The following is an 18,881-nucleotide window of genomic DNA, read 5'->3' as shown; positions in this document are numbered from 1 at the left end:
CCATGACCGGCTTCAAGCGGTATCTGCCCATTTTGCAATGGGCCCCGGGCTACCGGCCCGACCAGGCCGCCAGCGATCTGCTGGCGGCGGTAATGGTCACCGTGATCATGATCCCCCAGGCCCTGGCCTACTCGGTGCTGGCGGGCCTGCCGCCCCACGTTGGCCTGGTCGCCAGCATCCTGCCGCTGGTGGTGTACGCGGTGTTCGGCACCAGCCGCTCCCTGTCCGTGGGGCCCATGGCGATCACCTCCCTAATGACCGGGGCCGCCCTGGCGCCGATTGCCGTGCCCGGCTCCCCGGAGTACATCACCGCCGCGCTGCTGCTGGCGGTGATGTCCGGCCTGATGCTGCTGTTCATGGGGGTGTTCCGGCTCGGGTTCCTGGCCAACTTCCTGAGCCATCCGGTGACGTCCGGGTTTGTCAGCGCCTCATCCCTGATTATTATCGCCAGCCAGATCAAGGACATTCTCGGCATTGATATGCACGGCCAGAGCCTCTGGGTGCTGGGCCGGGATCTGTTCGCGCATCTCGGCCAGACCCACTGGCCGACGGTGGCGGTGGGGGCCGCCAGCATCGTCCTGCTCTGGGGCGGTCGCCGGTTCGCCAAACCGGCGCTGCAGCGGCTCGGGTTTACCGCCCCCCGGGCCGGTTTGCTGTCCAAGACGGTGCCGCTGCTGGTGGTGGTGCTGTCGATGGTGGTGGCGTGGACGTTCTCGCTGGATGAACGCGGCGTACGCCTGATCGGCGAGCTGTCTGGTGGCTTGCCCTCCCTGGTGCTGCCCACCACCGACGCGGGGCTCTGGCAGCAGCTCGCGGGCAGCGCGCTGCTGATCGGCATTGTCGGATTTGTCGGTTCCCTGTCCAGCGGGCAGTCCCTGGCGGCCAAGCGCCGTGAGCGGATTGATCCGGATCAGGAATTGATCGGCATGGGCGCCGCCAACCTGGCCAGCGGCCTGTCCGGCGGTATGCCGGTGACCGCCAGCCTGTCCCGCTCCGTGGTCAACTTTGAGGCGGGGGCGGAAACCCCGGCGGCGGGTGCCTACGCGGCGGTCTGCATTGCCCTGACCACCCTGTTCCTGACCCCGGCCATTGCCTGGCTGCCCCGGGCCACCCTGGCGGCGGTGATCATCGTGTCGGTGTCTACGCTGATTGATGTGCGCTCGCTGGTGCGCACCTGGCGCTATTCTCTGGCGGACGTCGGCGCCATGCTGGCCACCATCGCCCTGACCCTGGCGCACAGCGTTGAGGCGGGCATTCTCGGCGGTGTGGTGCTGTCTGTTGGCTTGTACCTGTTCCGCACCAGCCGGCCCCACGTGGCGGTGGTGGGCCGGGTGCCGGACACCGAGCATTTCCGCAACATCCGCCGTTACGACGTGCAGCTGTGCCCGAACGTGGCGTTCCTGCGGGTGGACGAGAGCCTGTACTTCGCCAACGCCCGCTTCCTGGAGGAAACGGTGCTGGACCTGGTGACCCGGGAGCCGGCCCTGAAGGATCTGGTGCTGGTGTGTTCCGGCATCAATCTGGTGGACGCCTCGGCCCTCAAGAGCCTGGAAACCATCAACGAGCGGCTGCGGGACGCGGGGGTGCACCTGCACCTGTCGGAAGTGAAAGGCCCGGTGATGGACCGGCTCAAGCGCACCGATCTGCTCGATCACCTGGAGGGCCGGGTGTTCCTCAGCACCTTCGATGCGTGGCGGGCGCTGGCGCCGTCCGGTGAGTGTCCGCCGGCGGGCGTTGCCCCCTGAAGCCCGCCCATGCGGGCGTGAGGGCCTAGCCCCGCCAGCGGGAGCGCTTCTGGAGTTTACGCTGCAGGGTGCGCCGGTGCATGTTAAGAGCCCGGGCGGTGGCGGAGACGTTGCCGTCGTGTTCCCCCAGCACCCGCTGAATGTGCTCCCACTCCAGCTCCTCCACCGAGGGCGGCGCCGGCCGCAAGTCCGGCATCGTCTCTGGCTCAAAGGCCGCCAGCAACTGGTCCACGGTGACCGGCTTGCACAAGTAGTTCACCGCCCCCCGTCGCATCGCGTCCACCGCCGTGGCAATGCTGCCGTAGCCGGTCAGGACCACCACATCAAGTGCGGGATTGCGGGCCAGCAGTTCCGGCAGCAGGTGCAGGCCGCTGTCCCCCGCCAGGTTCAGGTCCAGCACGCAGCGGGCCGGGACCGGGCCGGCCATGGCCGCCAGCGCCTGTTCCGGCGTGTGCGCCAGCACCGTTTCCACGCCCCGCCGGGCGAGCGCCCGGCCCAGCACCGTCGCGAAGGCCTCGTCATCGTCCACCAGCAACCATGGCGTTGCCTCCGTCACGGCGTGTCTCCCATTGGGGTTTCTCCCGTCGGCGTTCTGAAGGTGGGCAGGGTGACGATCAGGCGGGTACCGTCGCCGTTGGCTTCGGCCCGCAGGTCGCCACCGTGTCGGCCGATGGTGGCATTGGAGAGGAACAGCCCCACGCCCAGTCCCTGTTCCGACTCGATGATCGCCTCGCCAAGGCGCTCCGCGCTGCGCTGCAGGCCGGCGCCCCGGTCGTCCACCCGCAGGCAAAGCCGGCCATCCGGCCCCGCGCAGGCGCTGACCTGAACCCATTCGGGGCTCGCATCCACGGCGTTGGCCAGCAGGTTGAGCACGGCCTGGTCCAGGGTGGCATCCACGGCGAGGCTCAGGTCAGGGGCGTCCATGTGCCAGTGAATGGGCTGTTCCGGCCAGAGTAGCGTGGCGGATTCCCGCAGGCGTGCCAGCCAGTCCCGTGCGGGCAGGGTGGTGCGCCGGGCCGAACGGACGTCCCGGGCGGCGAGGGTGAGCTGCTGGAGCTGTTGCCGGCACAGTTCCAACTGGTGCGCCATGCTGTCCAGGTCGTCGGTCAGGCCGGGCGCCGCCGGGGACACCGGGCCGGCCTGATGGCGGGCTTCTTCCAGCAGCAGGCCCAGGGTATTGAGCGGCGTGCCCAGGCGGTGACCGACGGCGGCCGCGGACAGTCCCAACGCGATGATCTGCTCGTCCCGCAAGCGGCTCTCCCGGAACTGCGCCAACTGGTCCTGCTGCCGTTTCAGGCGCCGTAACAGGGCGCCCACCACCAGCGTCAGGGTCAGTGCGGTGACGGCAAACGTGCCCCACATGCCCAGCAGGTGCAGGCGGGTCAGCGGGCTGTCCAGGGCTCCGATGCCACCATGGCCGGTGGCCAGCGTGCCCAGGGGCGAGTGCCAGAGGATCAGGGCGGTATAGGCGCTGATGCCCGCACCCGTGACCGCGAGCGCGACCGCGGGCGGCGCGATCACCATGCCCATGGCGATGGGGAGGAGCAGAAGCGACACGAGGGGATTGATGTAGCCGCCGGTAAACCACAGCCACACGGTGATCAGCGCCAGGTCTCCGAACAGGGACAGGCTCGCCGGCAGCGGTGACGCCAGCGGCCATCGGCGAAGCCACCACCAGGCCGCCCAGGCTAGCAGGCCATAGCCGGCGCTGATGGCCAGGGCGAGCGCCGGATGGGTGACCGGCACCCAGTACTCGGCCACCGGCACGGAGAGCAGCTGAACGGCGACCATCGCCAGCCGAAGGGTAAGCAGGTATTGGGCGGCCTGGCGATTGCCGGCCTGGGGGTACGTGAGCCATTCCATCGCGCCATTATAGCGGCTCAACGGTCGCCGGACCCGGGCTTTTTGGGTAACCTGTTTGCCGTTCCCGGTCGTACCTCCGCCGAGTGGTCGTCGGTCCGGTCGGGCGGTCTGTTTCCGGTGTCATCCCAGGCGAATTCCGCATGCGCAAACGTGTTGTTCCTGTCCTTATTCTTGCCCTTGGTGTGGCGGGCTTCGCCGCGCTGGTCGCGACTCGCCCGGAATCGCCGGTGGTCAGTCCGACCGAACGCAGCTGGCGCGTCGAGGTGCAGACCCTCAGCCCGGGCACCCACCAGCCGGTACTGCCACTGTACGGCCAGGTGGTGGCGCCGTCCCAGGTGGCGGTGACCGCCGCCCTCGCCGGGCGGATTGCGACGCGCCCGGTGGCGGACGGCCAGGCCGTCCAGGCCGGCGAGCTGCTGGTGGCGCTGGACCCGGCGGACGTGGATCCGGTGCTGGCCCAGGCCCGGGCCACGGTCGCGGACCTGGAGGCCCAAGTGCGTTCCGAGACGGTCCGGTTTGCCAACGACCAGCAGGCGCTGAAGAGCGAGCAGGCGATGCGTGACAACGCGCGACGCCAGCGCGAACGGCTGGAATCGCTGGTGAAACGTCAACTGGCGTCCCGGGAGAGTGTCGAGGCCTCGGTTGATGCCGAGGCCCGGGCCGGGCTGGCGGTAACGACGCGCCAGCGAGCCATCGACGAGCATCCGGCCCGGCTAGCCAGCCTCAACGCCCGTCTTGAGGAGGCCAGGGCGACCCTTGCCGCGGCCGAACGGGACGCCCAGCGAGCCCGTTTTACCGCGCCCTTCGATGGCCGGGTGACGGACGTCAAAGTGGCGGTAGGGGACCAGGTCTCCCGGGGTACCCCGCTGCTGTCGGTGTATCCGACCGCCGGGCTGGAGCTCCGGGCCCGTGTGCCGGATGTGTTTCGTGCGGAACTGCAGGCCGCCCTCGACCAGGGCAACACGCTGGAAGCCCGTGCCCGGGAGGGTGACGCCCGTTTTCGCCTGGACCGCTTTGCCGGCAGCTCGGATCCATCCGGTCCGGAGGGCATCTTTACGCTCATGGGTGACGCCGGTGCCCTTCGCCCCGGGACCTTCGTACCGGTTACGCTGGCTCGGCCGGCCCGGGAAAACACGGTGGTGATTCCCTTCAGCGCCCTGTACGGCGCCGATACGGTGTACCTGATGGACCAGGACGACCGCATGCGCCGGGTCCAGGTCCAGCGCATCGGCGAGGCTGTGGGCGCTGGCGGCGAACGTCAGCTGCTGGTGGCCGGTGACGCCCTGACTCCAGGGGTCCGGTTGATAACCACCCATCTGCCCAACGCCATGACCGGCCTGAAAGTCACGGTGGCGGAGGCCGGTCAATGAGCCGAGGCCGCGGCATCATCGGGTTCTTCGTTCATCACCGGGTGGCCGGCAACCTGGTGATGCTGTCCATGCTGCTGGGCGGCGCCCTGGCGCTGTCCCGGATGAATATCCAGTTTTTCCCGAATTTCGCCCTGGACGTGGTCACCGTGCAGGTGGTCTGGAGCGGTGCCTCCGCCGAGGACGTGGAGCAGGGCGTTACCGACCCCCTCGAGCAGCGGCTGCGTAACGTCAACGGCCTCAAGAAGATGACCTCGACCTCGGCCCAGGGCATCGCCTCCATCACCCTGGAGTTTGTGGAGGGCACGGACCCGATCCAGGCGGTGGACGATGTCCGCCAGCAGGTCGCCGAGTTCAACAACCTGCCGGCGGACGCGGAGGAGCCCCAGGTAACCCGGGTGGAGCGTTATGAGCCGGTCGCCCGCCTGCTGGTGTCCGGCGATGTGGACCGGCGGGAGCTGCGCCAGCTGGCGTACCGCTACGAGGACGAGCTGCTGGCCCGTGGCATCGATCGCATCAGCATCCGCGGCCTGCCGGAGCAGCAGATCAGCATCAACGTGCCGGTGGAGCGGCTGGAATCCCTGAACCTGTCCCTGGACCAGATTGCCGACCGGGTGGCCGTCGTGTCCCGGGACCTGCCCGCAGGCCTGCTGGCCCAGCAGGACGCTACCCGGGAGCTGCGCTCCCTGGACCAGCGCCGCAGCCCACAGGCGTTTGAGAATATCCCCGTGCGCGCCGGCGACCGCATCGAGTTGCGCCTTGGGGACATTGCGGTGATCCGCCAGGAAGCCCGGGCGAGCCAGACCACCCTGGAAAACGACGGCAAACCCGCCGTGGAGCTGGAACTGCAGCGGGCCGAAAACGGCAACTCCCTGGTGGCCGCCGACGTGTTGTCCGCCTGGCTGGCGGACACCCGGCCGGCGCTGCCGCCGAACTTGCAGTTGCAGGTGTACGACGAAACCTGGCAGTTGCTGAGCGAGCGCATCTGGCTGCTGATCAATAACGGCCTCGGTGGCCTGGTGCTGGTGGTGGCCCTGCTGTACCTGTTCCTGCCAGGGCGGGTGGCCTGGTGGGTGGCCCTGGGCATTCCCACCGCGTTCCTGGCGTCCATGGCGGTGCTGTGGCTGATCGGCGGGTCCATCAACATGATCTCCCTGTTCGCCCTGATCATGGCCCTGGGGGTGATCGTCGACGACGCCATCGTGGTGGGTGAGGACGCCGACGCCCACGCCCGGCTGGGGGAGGCCTCGCTGTTTGCCTCCGAGGGGGCGGCCAAACGCATGTTCTGGCCGGTGATGGCGTCCTCGCTGACGACGGTCGCCGCGTTCATGCCCCTGCTGGTGGTGGGCGGGGTAATCGGCAATATTCTGGCGGACATCCCGACGGTGATGATCTGCGTGCTGGCGGCGTCACTGGTGGAGTGCTTCCTGGTGCTGCCGGCGCACCTGCGCACCGCCTTTGTGCCCCGCAAGCGGGCGGGCGCCGAGCGTCGTCCCGGGCCGGTGGGCCGTCTGCGCCAGCGCTTCGAGACCGGCTTCGACCGGTTCCGGGAGGGCCCGTTCCGGCGCTGGTCCCGCTTCTCCCTGCACCACCGGGGTGCCACCGTGGCCGCGTCCCTGGCGCTGACCCTGTTCACGGTGGGCCTGCTGGCCGGCGGCCGCATCGGCTTCAACTTCTTTCCCACGCCCGAGCCTTCGGTGTTCTACGCCAACGTCAGTTTTGTGGCCGGCACCGACGACGGCACCGTGGACCGGTTCCTGGCGCAGATGCAGACGGCGTTGAACGACACCGAGCAGGCCCTGGGCGGCCACCTGATCCGGCACGCGGTGGTGACCCAGGGCGCCACGCTGGGCGCCGAAGGCAGTTCCCGCAACGGTGACGAGCTGGGCTCGATCCTGGTGGAGTTGGTACCGTCCGACCAGCGCCGTGTGCGCAATCCAGAGTTTATCCAGGCCTGGAGGAACCGGCTGACGTTGCCGGCGGGGCTGGACAGCCTGAACATCAGCGAGCGCCAGGCTGGCCCGCCGGGGAGGGACGTCAACGTGCGCCTGACCGGCAGCGACGCCCTGGACCTCAAGCAGGCGGCCGGCCAGTTACGCCAGGCCCTGGCGAGCCTGCCCGGCGTGCTGGACGTAGAGGACGACATGCCCTGGGGCCGGGAGCAGTTGATCTACCAGGTCAGCGCCTACGGCCAGGCCCTGGGGCTGACCACCGCCGATCTGGGCCGGCAACTGCGGGCGGCGTTCGACGGCGACGTGGCGCAGATCTACCAGGACGGTCGGGACGAGATGGAAGTCCGGGTGCAGTTGCCCCGGGACCAGCGGGCGCGGCTGTCGACCCTGTCGCGGATGAGCATTCGCCTGCCGGACGGGCGCTTCGTCCCGTTGACCCAGGTGATGAACCTGGACCACCGCCAGGGCTTCCAGGCCCTGCGCCACGCGGATGGACGCCTCGCGTTGGAAGTGACGGCCGCCCTTAATGCCCGGGTGGCCACCACCAGCCAGGTGCTGGACAGCCTCCAGGCCAGCGCCCTGCCGGAGCTGGCCAAGCGTTACGGCGTGCGCTACAGCTTCGAGGGCCGGGCCGCCGACCAGCGGGAAACCATGGCGGACATGCAGACCGGCCTGGTGATTGGCCTCGGCCTGATGTACGTGGTGCTGGCCTGGGTGTTTGCCTCCTGGAGCCTGCCGCTGATCGTGATGGCGATCATCCCGTTTGCCCTGGTGGGCGCGTTGATCGGCCACTGGGTGATGGGATTGCAACTGACCATCCTGTCCCTGTTCGGCCTGTTCGGGCTGTCTGGCATCGTGGTCAACAACTCCATCATCCTGGTGAGTTTCTACGGCGAGCAGCGGCGCAAGGGCCTGGGCATCGACGACGCCCTGAACGAGGCAGCGGTGCAGCGGGTACGGGCGGTGCTGCTGACGTCGCTTACCACCATCGGCGGGTTGCTGCCCCTGCTGTTTGAGACCTCGCTGCAGGCCCAGTTCCTGATTCCCATGGCCACCTCCATCGCCTTTGGCCTGGGGCTGTCCACCGCCCTGGTGCTGTTTGTGATTCCGGCGCTGCTGTCCTGGGTGGAGCAGGGCCGGGAAGCCTGGGCCCGCCGCCGCGGCGGCCACGCCGACCCCCTCGGGGGCGACGCCGATATCGACGAGATCTCGGCCGATGGGCCGGAAGGGGGGCGACCATGACAGAACGGGCGCCGGTGCTGGCGGCCCAGGGGCTGACCCGGGCGTTCGCCAGCGGCCACCAGACGGTGTCGGTGCTGGAGCGGCTCGATCTGTCGCTGGCGGCTGGACAGTCCCTGGCGCTGATAGGCCGGTCCGGGTCGGGTAAAAGCACGCTTCTGAACCTGCTGTGCGGCATGGACAGCGCCGACGCCGGCACCATCACCGTGCTCGGCGAGCGGTTCGAGGCGGGGGATGGCGAGCCTGCCCATGTCAGGCACCGGCGCTGGGCGGCCCTGCGCCGCCAGCGTATCGGCGTGGTGTTCCAGGACGCCAACCTGATGCCCGCGTTGACCCTGCTGCAAAACGTCCGCCTGCGGGCGCAGCTGGCCGGTCAGCCGCTGGCACCCTGTCGGGACTGGCTTGAACGCCTGGGTCTGGCCGCCGAGGCCGATCGCTATCCGGACCAGGTGTCCGGGGGGCAGCGCCAGCGCGCCGCCTTGGCCATGAGCTTCGCCATGACCCCGGCGCTGATCCTGGCGGACGAACCGACCGGCAGCCTGGACCGGCACACCGCCGATGAGGTCGCCACGCTGCTGTTTGATACCCTCGCCCGTTCGCCCGCCGGTGCCAGAGGGACCACCGGAGCCGCCCTGATTCTCGCCACCCACGATCCGGAGCTGGCGGCCCGCTGCGACCGGATTATGGACCTGGGCCACCGGGCGTCCGCCGGGCGAGCCTCCACTGACACGTCGTCATGACCCTCACCGGCGCGCTGCTCAGCCATTACCGACGCCACCCCCTGCAACTGGCTGCCCTGGCCCTGATGATCCTGCTGGCCACCATGCTCTGGTCCGGTGTGCACCAGCTCACCGGCCAGGCCCGGGACAGCCTCGCCCGGGCCGAGCAGTCGCTGTCCGGTGGCCGGGAGGCCGTTCGATCTGACGGCCAGCCGGTGACCGTGGACGATTTTGTCCGGCTCCGACGCGCCGGCGTGTGCGTGATGCCCTGGCTGGAGGTGCCGGATCCGGACGGCCCCGGCCGGCTGGTGGGCATCGACCCGCTGGCGGGCCAGTGCCTGGTCTCGGACAGTCACTCCGGCCGCGCGCCTGCCCTGGACGGCGACCCCTTCGTGGACATTCACCGGGCGGCGACGGTGTCGGCCGCCACGCCGGTCGATTCCCCCCTGCACCTGATTGTCGGCGAGTCCCCCGGCCCGCTGCCGCCGGGCTATGAGTCTGCGCCCTTCCAGCGGGGTCCGGACACCGGCGAACTGGGCCGGAGCTTCCTGCTCAACCTGGACGCGCTCGGGGCGCTGGTGCTGATGATCACCGCGCTGCTGCTGCGGGCGGTGTACCGGCTGGGGCAGGCGCAGCGGGAGACAAGCTTTGTGCTGCTGGCCCGCTACGGCGTGCCGGACCGGGTGATCCGCCGGCGCCTGGTGCTGGAAATCCTGCTGCTCTCGGCCCTGTGCATTGGCCCCGGGGTCTGGGCCGGTTCCGCCCTCGCCCGCCTGCTCGGCAACGGGTTCGGGGCCTCCCTGGAAGGCCTGTTCGACCTGCCCCTGTACGCCGGCGGCACCGACTGGCTGACCCCGGCGCTGGTGATGACCGCGGTGGTAGTGCTGGCCTGCGTCAGCGACCTGCTGGTGCCGGCACGGTGTCGCGCCTGGCTGGACCGTGGCGGCCGGTCGCTGTGGCCGGGGGTGATTCTGGCGGCCGTGGGTGGTGCGGCCGTGCTGGTGGTCTCCGGGCTGGCGGCCACCTTTGCCGCCGTGGCCGTGGTGTTTGCCGGCGTGGGCCTGCTGGTGCCCACGGTGCTGTCCCATCTTGCGGACCGCCTGGCGGCCCGGGGCGTGGATGAACTGCGCCGCTGGCGCTGGCGGGAGCTGGGGGTGATGGCCCGGCGGCTGGCCCTGCCGGTGGTGGCGCTGCAGTTTACCCTGGCCCTGGTGCTGGCGGTGCAGGCCCTGGTGGCCAGTTTTGAGCAGACCTTTGAGGGCTGGCTGGACCAGAGGTTGGCGGCGGACTGGTACCTGGACGTGCCCGCCGGCGCGGACGCCGGCCCGGCGGCGGACTGGCTGGCGGGCCAGCTGGCCGGTGTGGACGGCGCCGCCTGGCACCGCATTCGCCGTGGCTCGGCGACCGTGGCATCGATCGGCGCGGACGACGGCACCCGGGCCTCCCACCGGCTGGATCTGCTGGCGGTGGCCCCCATCGGCCCACTGCTGACCCGGTGGCACCTGCTGGCCAGCGCAGACCGCCCCTGGGACGCACTGGCCCGGGGCGACGGGGTGATGATCAATGAGCAGGCCGCCCGGCGCTTTGGATGGGTCATAGGCGATCGACTCCGGTTGGGCGAGGCCGCCCCGGGGGCCGCAACAGACGGCCTGCCGGTGCTGGGTGTTTATGCCGACTACGGCCGCCCGGAAGGCGAGGTGCTGGTGGCGGGCTCGCGCTGGCCCGCCGGCCAGACGCCCTCGTTCGAGGGGTTCGCCATCGAGCCCGGGACGGCCGATATTGACCGGTTGATCGACGGGGTCACCCGGCGTTGGGGCGGCGAAGCCCCGGAGGTGCAGGAAAACCGGGCCATTCGGGCCAGCGCCAACGCGGTGTTCCAGCGCACCTTTGTGCTGACCCGGGCCATGACCCTGCTTACCCTGGTACTGGCGGGCACGGCGCTGCTGGTGATGGGGCTGGTGTTCATCACCAGCCGGGCCTGGTATTTCCGTCTGCTCCGGGCCTGGGGGCTGTCCGGCCGTGAGGTGTTCAGCCAGTTGCTGCGCCTGTGCCTGGGGCTGACGCTGGGGGTGGCGCTGTTGGCGCTGCCCTTGGGCATCTGGCTGACCTGGGTGCTGGTGGGCCGGATCAATCCTGAGGCCTTTGGCTGGTCGCTGCCGATGGCGGTGTACCCGGGGTTCTGGCTGGAGCTGCTGGTGCTCAGTGCCCTGATTGGCCTGGGCATTGCCGGCCTGATGCGCCGGTCGCTGGCGCGGGAGGCGACATCGTGAGGCCGGTGCTCCGGATTACAGAGCGCGTGGTTGCCTCGGCTCGGGCGGGGCTTACCGTACGACACCGCCTGATGGTGGCCCTGTGGTCGCTGGTTCTGGCGCTGCTGGCTGGGTGCTCCGGCGACGACGGTGCGTCCGGCCCGGGCCTGGCGCCGACCCTCAGTGGCGGCGATGCCGGCGGTTTTCTCCAGCCCGGCCCGGACACCGGCCTGCGTTTCCCGGCGGATTTTGGGCCTCACCCCCGTTACCGGGTGGAGTGGTGGTACCTGACCGCCAATCTGACCACGGCCGAAGGTGAGCCGTTGGGGGTGCAGTGGACCCAGTTCCGCCAGGGCTTCCGGCCCCGGTCGCCGGACCAGGCGCCGCCGCCGGCGGACCAGTGGCCTCTTGAGGCCGCCTGGATGGCCCACGGCGCCGTCAGCTACCAGGGTCAGCATCGATTCGAGGAACGTCTGGCCCGGGGCGATGTGGGCAGCGCCGGCGCGGTGGCCGAGCCGTTCGAGGTCTGGCTGGACGATTGGCAACTGCAGCAGGTGGCGCCGCGCCGCTGGCACCTGACGGTTCGAAGCCGACAGGCCGAGCCCGGGTTTGGCTACGACCTGACGCTGACCCTGAACCGCCCGCCGGTGCCCCAGGGCGACCACGGGTTCAGCGCCAAATCGGCCTCGGGACAGGGTTCCATGTATTTCAGTCTCGTGGACATTCGCATTGAGGGCACCGTCACCCTCGATGGCAAGCGCCTTCAGGTTGCCGGGCAGGGCTGGTTCGACCGGGAGTGGAGCAGCCAGTTTCTGAAACAGGGGCAGCAGGGCTGGGACTGGTTTGCCCAGCACCTGGACGACGGCGACAAACTGATGGCGTTCCGGCTTCGGGACGCGGCCGAGCCGTTCGTATCCGGCACCTGGATACCCGCCGGCGGCGACCCGCAGCCGCTCACCGATGCGGAGCTCACGCTGACGCCCCTGGAACGCCGGGACGGCTACCCGGTGCGCTGGCGCCTGCAGGTGCCGTCCGAAGGGGTGGATATCGAGGTGACGGCGCCGCCGGGACGTTACGTCAACGACGGCCGCTTTCCCTACTGGGAGAGCCCGGTGCGGGTCAGTGGCAACCGGGCCGGCGTGGGCTACATGGAGCTGACCGGCTACGGCGCCACCGACGATTAATCCTGGGCGTTGGCGCCGATGCGGTGGATGCTCAGGTCGGCGCCGTTGAACTCCTCCTCCTCGCTCAGGCGCAGGCCGGAGACGGCCTTGATCACCCCGTAGACCACCAGGCCGCCGCCAAAGGCCACGGCAACACCGACGACCGTGCCGATCAGCTGGGACGCCATGCTGACGCCCCCCAGGCCGCCGAGGCCGCTCTGGCCAAACAGGCCACAGGCGATGGCGCCCCAGACACCGCAGACCCCGTGCAGCGGCCATACACCCAGCACGTCGTCCAGCCGTTCGATGCGGTCCTGGGCCCATTCGAACAGGTACACGAACAGGGCGCCGGCCACGCCGCCGGTGATCAGGGCACCGATGGGGTGCATCAGGTCGGAACCGGCGCACACCGCCACCAGGCCGGCCAGCGGGCCGTTGTGGATAAAGCCCGGGTCCTTGCGGCCCAGCACCATGGCCACCAGGATGCCGCCCACCATGGCCATCAGGCTGTTGACCGCCACCAGGCCGCTGATGCCGTCCAGGGTCTGGGCGGACATGACGTTAAACCCGAACCAGCCCACGGTGAGAATCCAGGCCCCGAGGGCCAGGAACGGAATGTTGGAGGGCGCAAAGGCCACCACCCGGCCGTTGCGGTAGCGCCCTTTGCGGGCACCGAGCAGCAGCACCGCCGCCAGCGCAATCCAGCCACCCACCGCGTGCACCACGACGGAGCCGGCAAAGTCGTGGAACGGTGCACCAAACCGGGTCTCGAGCCAGCCCTGGAAGCCGTAGTTGCCGTTCCAGGCCAGGCCTTCGAAGAACGGGTACACCAGGCCGACGATCAGGCCGGAGGCGATCAGCATCGGATAGAACCGGGCGCGCTCGGCGATGCCGCCGGACACGATGGCGGGAATGGCGGCGGCAAAGGTCAGCAGGAAGAAGAACTTCACCAGGTCGTAGCCGTTGTGGGCGGTAAGCTGATCCGCACCGGCCAGGAAGGTGGTGCCGTAGGCAATGTAATAGCCCACGAAAAAATACATCACCGTGGAGATGCCGAAATCGGTCATGATCTTGACCAGGGCATTCACCTGGTTCTTGTGGCGCACGGTGCCCACTTCCAGGAAGGCGAAGCCGGCGTGCATGGCCAGCACCATGATGGCGCCGATAAGGATGAACAGCGTGTTGGCGCTTTCGGTCAGGGTTTGTACAGCACTCGTGATGTCCACGGGTCAGGCTCCTGAGTGGTTGAGTCCGGGCTTGCATGGAATGAGTGCAGGTTTAGCAACAAGTGTTCCAAAACGAGGCAAACGCCGGTGGGCTGGGGCTCGGGGATGGACACGTCGTGTCGGTCATGCCCCGACGCACAAAACTGTGCGCCACGGGGGTGCGTTCAGGGCAGGAGTGCACCAAGTTGGAACAGGGCGGCCGGGGCGGCGCGAGGGAGGGATGAATCGGGGCCTGGCGGCCAGCTACCACCAGGCCTTGCCCCACATTTCCGGGTTGGCCCAGTGGTCCGGATTGTTCCAGGCGCGTTTGTGGTTGTAGGTGTCGAGATTGTAGGTGTAGAGGGTTTTTTCGGCGTCCGGGCCGGAGGGCGGCTGGCGCCGGAAACCCAGGGCCAGGAAATCCGCCAGGGACCAGGCCGCCTCGTTGGCCACCAGCACGGCAATCTGGTGGCAGCCCAGGTTACGCAGGGTGCCCAGCAGCTGGTCGCCGTCGTCATGAGACAGGGCTTCCAGGGTATCCGTAACAAGCGCCAGGTCCACCGAATGGGCGAAACTGACGGGATTGGCCAGCTGCGCCGGGGTCATGGACTCATGAAGGGCATCGCCCCCGGCCTGCGCCTGCCAGGCCGCGCCGGCCGAATCCGCCGCCGCGCCCACGGTCAGCAGGGAGCGGGGATGAATCTGCCCGATCAGGTCGATCAGGGCCCGGTGGTCTGCAGTCTGGGTATCGGTCTGGGCATCGGTCATGGGGTCAGTCTATCCGGTTTTTGGCCATCGCGCGTTGCCTGACATGGAGCCGTGCGATATCGCCGGGTTACAGGGGCCAGTCGGCCGCATCCACGGTATGCCGGCCCACCGGTTGCTCGGCCTCACCGCCCCAGCGGTCCACATAGGTGCCGTAGGGATCAAACTGCCGGGCCTGTTTGTCCAGGTTGAAGTGACGCCCACCTTTCGGATCGGCGCCCACGCCGGCCACGTACTGCCAGTTGCCGTAGTTGCTGGCGACGTCGTAATCGATCAGCTGTTGCTCGAACCAGGCGGCGCCATAGCGCCAGTCGATCTCCAGCTCGTTCACCAGGCAACTGGCGACAATCTGTCGGGCCCGGTTGCTGAGGTAACCGGTTTCCCGGAGCTGGTTCATGGCGGCGTTCACCAGGGGATACTCGGTGTTGCCCTCGCACCAGGCCTTGAAGCGGTGTCCGTAGAAGGTGCGGTGGCCGGCGGTCTTGCCGGCCAGGCCGTCCCGGTGAAACAGCCGGGCCCCGTGGGCCAGGGCGTACCAGTGAAAGTACTCCCGCCAGAGCAGCTCGAACCACAGCCAGTAGGTGGACTCGTTGCGGGTAACGGTGCGCTCGTACTCCGCGATCTGCCCCGCCACTTCACGGGCGGACAGGCAGCCGTTCGCGAGCCAGGGGGAGAACTTGGAGGAGCTGTCCCACTGGTCCAGGGCGTTGCGGGTTTCCTTGTAGGTGGCGATGTGGTGCTCGCCGAACAGGTAAGCCTTGAGCTGTGCCAGCCCGGCCTCCTCGCCGCCCAGGAACCGCAGCGGATGCAGCGGCTCGTCGATGGCCGGGCACTCGCCCCGGTTGTCGTCGGGAAAGCCCGGGGGCGGGGGCAGGGCGCCGACGGTGCGGATGCGCATCGGGCCGCTCTCGGCCCGGTCCTGCTTTTCCACCTGCCGTCGGAACTGGGAGAACGTTGGCGGCAGCTCCGCCAGTGGCATCGGCAGCTCGCCTTCCGGCAACAGGGAGAGCGTTTCGAACTGCTGGAACACGGTCGCAGGCAGTGCTTGCCGGAGCTGCTGCCATTGCCGGGCCTCGTCGGTGCCCGGCAGGCGGGAGCGTACCACCCGATCGATTCCGTGGGCCTGCACGAGCTTCGGCAGTACCGTGGCCGGGTCGCCAAAGGCGATGTGCAGTCGCTGGCCCATGGGCCGCAGGCTGCGCTCCAGGGCCATCAGGCTCTGCCACAGAAAACGCCAGCGATGCGCGCCCATCGGCCGGCTCTGCATCGGGCCTGGCTGGAACCAGCGGGGTTCCACCACAAACACGCACAGCAGCAGGTCCGAGCGGGCCGCCGCCAGCAGCGCGGCGTTATCGTGCAGGCGCAGGTCCCGGGTGAACCAGTACAGGGTTTTCAAACCGTTCGTCCTCCACATGCGTATTCCCGTGCGGCGAAAAGCAAAGAAGCCGCCAGACGGCCAGTGGACAGGGCTTTCCAGAACCGTCCTCCGCCAGGGATGGCGGAGGCCGAGCGTACAGGGACGTATTTACAGCGGGTTCTGGAAAGCCCTGTCCACCACTGGCCGGGCACGGAGCTAACAGGCTAATGCTTGCCAGACATACGTCCACCTGCCGGATCGGGATTCACCCGTTACAATAGCAGGGACCGTTACCCAAGAAGCCCAATCAGAGGAGCATCACCGTGATCAAATCCCGAGCCGCCGTGGCCTTCGAGGCCAACAAGCCGCTGGAAATCGTGGAAGTGGACGTGGCGCCGCCCCAGGAAGGCGAAGTCCTGGTGCGCATCGTCGCCACCGGGGTCTGTCACACCGACGCCTACACCCTCTCCGGTGCCGATCCCGAAGGGCTGTTTCCCACCATCCTCGGCCACGAGGGCGGCGGCATTGTCGAAGCCGTCGGCCCCGGCGTGAAGAACCTGCAGGTGGGCGACCACGTGATCCCGCTATACACCGCCGAGTGCGGCGAGTGCAAGTTCTGCAAATCCGGCAAGACCAACCTGTGCGGCGCCGTGCGGGAAACCCAGGGCAAGGGTGTGATGCCGGACGGCACTTCCCGGTTCTCCTACAAGGGCCAGCCGCTGTACCACTACATGGGCTGCTCCACCTTCTCCGAGTACACCGTGTTGCCGGAAATCTCTCTGGCCAAGATTCCCAAGGAAGCGCCCCTGGACAAGGTCTGCCTGCTGGGCTGCGGCGTCACCACCGGTATTGGCGCCGTGCTGAACACCGCCAAGGTGGAAGAGGGCGCCACCGTGGCCATCTTCGGGCTGGGCGGCATCGGCCTGGCGGCGATCATCGGCGCCAAGATGGCGAAGGCTGGGCGCATCATCGCCATCGACATCAACCCGGGCAAGTTTGATATTGCCAAGCAACTCGGCGCCACCGACGTGGTCAACCCGAACGACTACGACAAGCCGTTGCAACAGGTGATCGTGGAGATGACCGACGGCGGCGCCGACTACACCTTCGAATGCGTGGGCAACGTCAAGCTGATGCGGGCGGCGCTTGAGGCTTGCCACAAGGGCTGGGGCGAATCCACCATCATCGGTGTGGCCGGGGCCGGCGAGGAAATCAGCACCCGCCCGTTCCAGCTGGTCACCGGCCGGGTCTGGCGCGGGTCCGCCTTCGGCGGCGTCAAGGGGCGCACCGAGCTGCCGTCCTACGTGGAAAAGGCCGAGAAAGGCGACATCCCCCTGGACGTGTTCATCACCCATGAGATGCCGCTGGAGGACATCAACAAGGCGTTTGACCTGATGCACGAAGGCAAAAGCATCCGGACCGTCATTCATTTCTGATCCGGCGCGGTGGGTGACCACCGACCGGTAAATCGCCACAAAAAAGGGGAAAGGCCGAGGCCTTTCCCCTTTTGCGTTACGGCGTGGTGTACCACGCCGCTCTGCGTTTCGGTGGACCGGTCAGGCGCCCTGCAGGGCCTGCACCACCGCCTTGGCCGCGCCCTCGGAGGAGGCCGGGTTCTGGCCGGTGATCAGCTTGCCATCCACCACGATGTGGGGACCCCAGTCGTCGCCGCGGCTGTAACGGCCGTTGTTTTCCTTGAGCATGTCTTCCACCAGGAAGGGCACCACCTTGGTCAGTTGCACAGCCTCTTCTTCCGTGTTGGTGAAGCCGGTGACCTCGCGTCCGCCCACCAGGTTCTGATCCGGTTTGATGAACACGTTCTTGAACACCGCCGGCGCGTGGCAGACTGCGCCGATCACCTTGTCCTGCTCGTAGGCGGTCTTGATCAGGGCGATGGATTTGTCATCGTTCGCCAGATCCCAAAGCGGACCGTGGCCGCCGGGGTAGAAGATGGCGTCGAACCCGTTCATGTCCACGTCCGCCAGTTTCTTGGTGCTGGCAAGCATTTCCCGGGCGTGGGCGTCGTCCATGAACCGGCGGGTGCTGTCGGTAAGCGCGTCTTCCGCCTCGCTGTTCGGGTCCACCGGGGGCTGGCCGCCTTTGGGGGAGGCCAGGGTAATGCTGGCGCCGGCGTCCTTGAACACGTAGAAAGGCGCGGTGAATTCCTCGAGCCAGAAGCCGGTCTTGTGCCCGGTGTCGCCCATCTGGTCGTGTGAGGTCAGTACCATCAGTATGTTCATGGAGTCGCTCCTTTGGCGGTTAGTCGGTGTCGCTTGTGCGTTGACTCACCACAAGACGTGGCGCCGAAAACGTCGAATTCAACCGGCAATACGACCATTCGACCGGAGCGGACCGCCCCATCAACCGTCACAGACTGGCTATACTGTGGTCAGTGTACATTCAGGACCATTGAGGATACGGACGTTATGGCCCGCTGGCTGACCCTGCTGCTCGCCCTGAGCCTGCCCCTGGCCGCCGGCGCCGATGCCGTTGATGCCCCCAGCGCCCCGACGCTGACGTTGACGGTCGGCGTGGACAACGCGCCGCCGTACCGGATCATCGGGCCGAACCGAAAGAGCGGCCTGTACCTGGACATTTTCCAGGAAATCGCCGATCGCCTGGGCTGGCAGTTACGCTACCGGGAGGCGCCGTTTCGCCGGGTGCTTCGGATGGCGGAGCAGGGCGAGGTGGACGTGATGCTGGGCCCCCTGCGCACGCCGGACCGGGAGCAGAAGCTGGTGTTCGTGGCGCCGGCCTTTCCGCCAGAGCGCCGGCTGTTCTTCTACCTGGACGACAGGAACCGCATTACCCGCTACTCGGATCTTTACGGCAAGCGTATTGGCGTGCTCGATGGCGCCCACTATTTCCACCGCTTCGATCAGGATGGCGAGCTGGTCAAGGAGTCTGCGGCGCGCTATCGCAACCTGATGCTGATGATGGAGAAACAGCGGGTGGACGTGGTGATCGCCCCGGAACTGGTGGGGCGCTACACGGTCCAGAATCTCGGGCTGGATGTCCACGTTTCGCCGTTTTTCTTTCCCGGTGAGGCGTCATGGATTGCCGTTGCCAAGGGCTCCCCGGCCGTTGCCTATGTCGACGACATCCGCGCGGCGCTGAAGCTGCTGGAGATGAACGGCACCCGCGAATCGTTGATTCTCAAGTACCTCGAACCGTTTAAAGACTGACGTCAGAGCGGTCCCCGTCTACGACCAAATACCCTTTGGTGTTAAGCAAGCTAACCGGATAGACTCGGGCGG

Annotated in this window: 14 protein-coding genes; 8 read left to right on the top strand and 6 right to left on the bottom strand. The window is 68.1% G+C overall.

The annotated features are described in order from the left end of the window. Positions 1–2 precede the first annotated feature (2 nt). Positions 3–1,745: a SulP family inorganic anion transporter gene (locus V3388_RS10855; RefSeq protein WP_336367570.1), complete on the top strand. Its 1,743-nt coding sequence runs from the start codon at positions 3–5 to the stop codon at positions 1,743–1,745. A 25-nt stretch (positions 1,746–1,770) separates the two neighbouring features. Here V3388_RS10855 and V3388_RS10850 read toward each other — a convergent pair whose 3' ends face one another. Both V3388_RS10850 and V3388_RS10845 read right to left on the bottom strand, forming a co-directional pair. Beyond that, positions 1,771–2,301: a response regulator transcription factor gene (locus tag V3388_RS10850; protein ID WP_336367569.1), complete on the bottom strand. Its 531-nt coding sequence runs from the start codon at positions 2,299–2,301 to the stop codon at positions 1,771–1,773. After that, on the bottom strand, positions 2,298–3,629 hold the full coding sequence (locus tag V3388_RS10845) for a sensor histidine kinase (RefSeq protein WP_336367568.1): 1,332 nt from the start codon (positions 3,627–3,629) through the stop codon (positions 2,298–2,300). Before V3388_RS10845 ends, V3388_RS10850 begins: the two co-directional genes overlap by 4 nt. A 119-nt stretch (positions 3,630–3,748) precedes the next feature. Here V3388_RS10845 and V3388_RS10840 point away from each other — a divergent pair, with 119 nt between their 5' ends. The 5 genes from V3388_RS10840 (at position 3,749) to V3388_RS10820 (ending at position 12,318) form a co-directional block, all read left to right on the top strand. Continuing rightward, on the top strand, positions 3,749–4,978 hold the full coding sequence (locus V3388_RS10840) for an efflux RND transporter periplasmic adaptor subunit (protein ID WP_336367567.1): 1,230 nt from the start codon (positions 3,749–3,751) through the stop codon (positions 4,976–4,978). Then, complete coding sequence (locus V3388_RS10835) at positions 4,975–8,169, top strand: efflux RND transporter permease subunit (protein WP_336367566.1); 3,195 nt, start codon at positions 4,975–4,977, stop codon at positions 8,167–8,169. The genes V3388_RS10840 and V3388_RS10835 overlap by 4 nt, the downstream gene beginning before the upstream one ends. Then, entirely contained in the window at positions 8,166–8,906 is a 741-nt protein-coding gene (locus V3388_RS10830; protein WP_336367565.1) for an ABC transporter ATP-binding protein, read from the top strand. Before V3388_RS10835 ends, V3388_RS10830 begins: the two co-directional genes overlap by 4 nt. After that, entirely contained in the window at positions 8,903–11,155 is a 2,253-nt protein-coding gene (locus tag V3388_RS10825; protein ID WP_336367564.1) for an FtsX-like permease family protein, read from the top strand. Before V3388_RS10830 ends, V3388_RS10825 begins: the two co-directional genes overlap by 4 nt. A gap of 71 nt (positions 11,156–11,226) precedes the next feature. Continuing rightward, complete coding sequence (locus tag V3388_RS10820; RefSeq protein WP_442915649.1) at positions 11,227–12,318, top strand: lipocalin-like domain-containing protein; 1,092 nt, start codon at positions 11,227–11,229, stop codon at positions 12,316–12,318. Here V3388_RS10820 and V3388_RS10815 read toward each other — a convergent pair. The 3 genes from V3388_RS10815 to V3388_RS10805 all read right to left on the bottom strand — a co-directional run bounded on the left by V3388_RS10815 (position 12,315) and on the right by V3388_RS10805 (position 15,663). Next, positions 12,315–13,523: an ammonium transporter gene (locus V3388_RS10815; RefSeq protein WP_336367562.1), complete on the bottom strand. Its 1,209-nt coding sequence runs from the start codon at positions 13,521–13,523 to the stop codon at positions 12,315–12,317. The two genes, V3388_RS10820 and V3388_RS10815, sit on opposite strands and share 4 nt — an antisense overlap. 243 nt (positions 13,524–13,766) lie before the next feature. Next, positions 13,767–14,270 (bottom strand): DUF6231 family protein, encoded by a 504-nt coding sequence (locus tag V3388_RS10810; protein ID WP_336367561.1) that lies wholly within the window; start codon positions 14,268–14,270, stop codon positions 13,767–13,769. A gap of 67 nt (positions 14,271–14,337) precedes the next feature. Further along, entirely contained in the window at positions 14,338–15,663 is a 1,326-nt protein-coding gene (locus tag V3388_RS10805; protein ID WP_336367560.1) for a DASH family cryptochrome, read from the bottom strand. A gap of 284 nt (positions 15,664–15,947) precedes the next feature. Between V3388_RS10805 and V3388_RS10800 the strand changes: the two genes are divergently transcribed. After that, positions 15,948–17,060, top strand: coding sequence for an S-(hydroxymethyl)glutathione dehydrogenase/class III alcohol dehydrogenase (locus V3388_RS10800; RefSeq protein ID WP_336367559.1), 1,113 nt, complete (start codon positions 15,948–15,950; stop codon positions 17,058–17,060). A gap of 120 nt (positions 17,061–17,180) precedes the next feature. Here the strand turns inward: V3388_RS10800 and V3388_RS10795 are convergent, their stop codons facing one another. Further along, entirely contained in the window at positions 17,181–17,864 is a 684-nt protein-coding gene (locus tag V3388_RS10795; protein ID WP_336367558.1) for a type 1 glutamine amidotransferase domain-containing protein, read from the bottom strand. Positions 17,865–18,050: 186 nt separating this feature from the next. Here V3388_RS10795 and V3388_RS10790 point away from each other — a divergent pair, with 186 nt between their 5' ends. Beyond that, complete coding sequence (locus V3388_RS10790; protein ID WP_336367557.1) at positions 18,051–18,809, top strand: substrate-binding periplasmic protein; 759 nt, start codon at positions 18,051–18,053, stop codon at positions 18,807–18,809. Positions 18,810–18,881: the final 72 nt, after the last annotated feature.

Origin of the sequence: Marinobacter sp. C2H3 (genome assembly GCF_037080155.1) — a bacterium.
Taxonomy (GTDB): Bacteria; Pseudomonadota; Gammaproteobacteria; order Pseudomonadales; family Oleiphilaceae; genus Marinobacter.
Note: the sequence above shows the minus strand (reverse complement) of the source record. Positions and strands in the feature narration are given on the sequence as shown.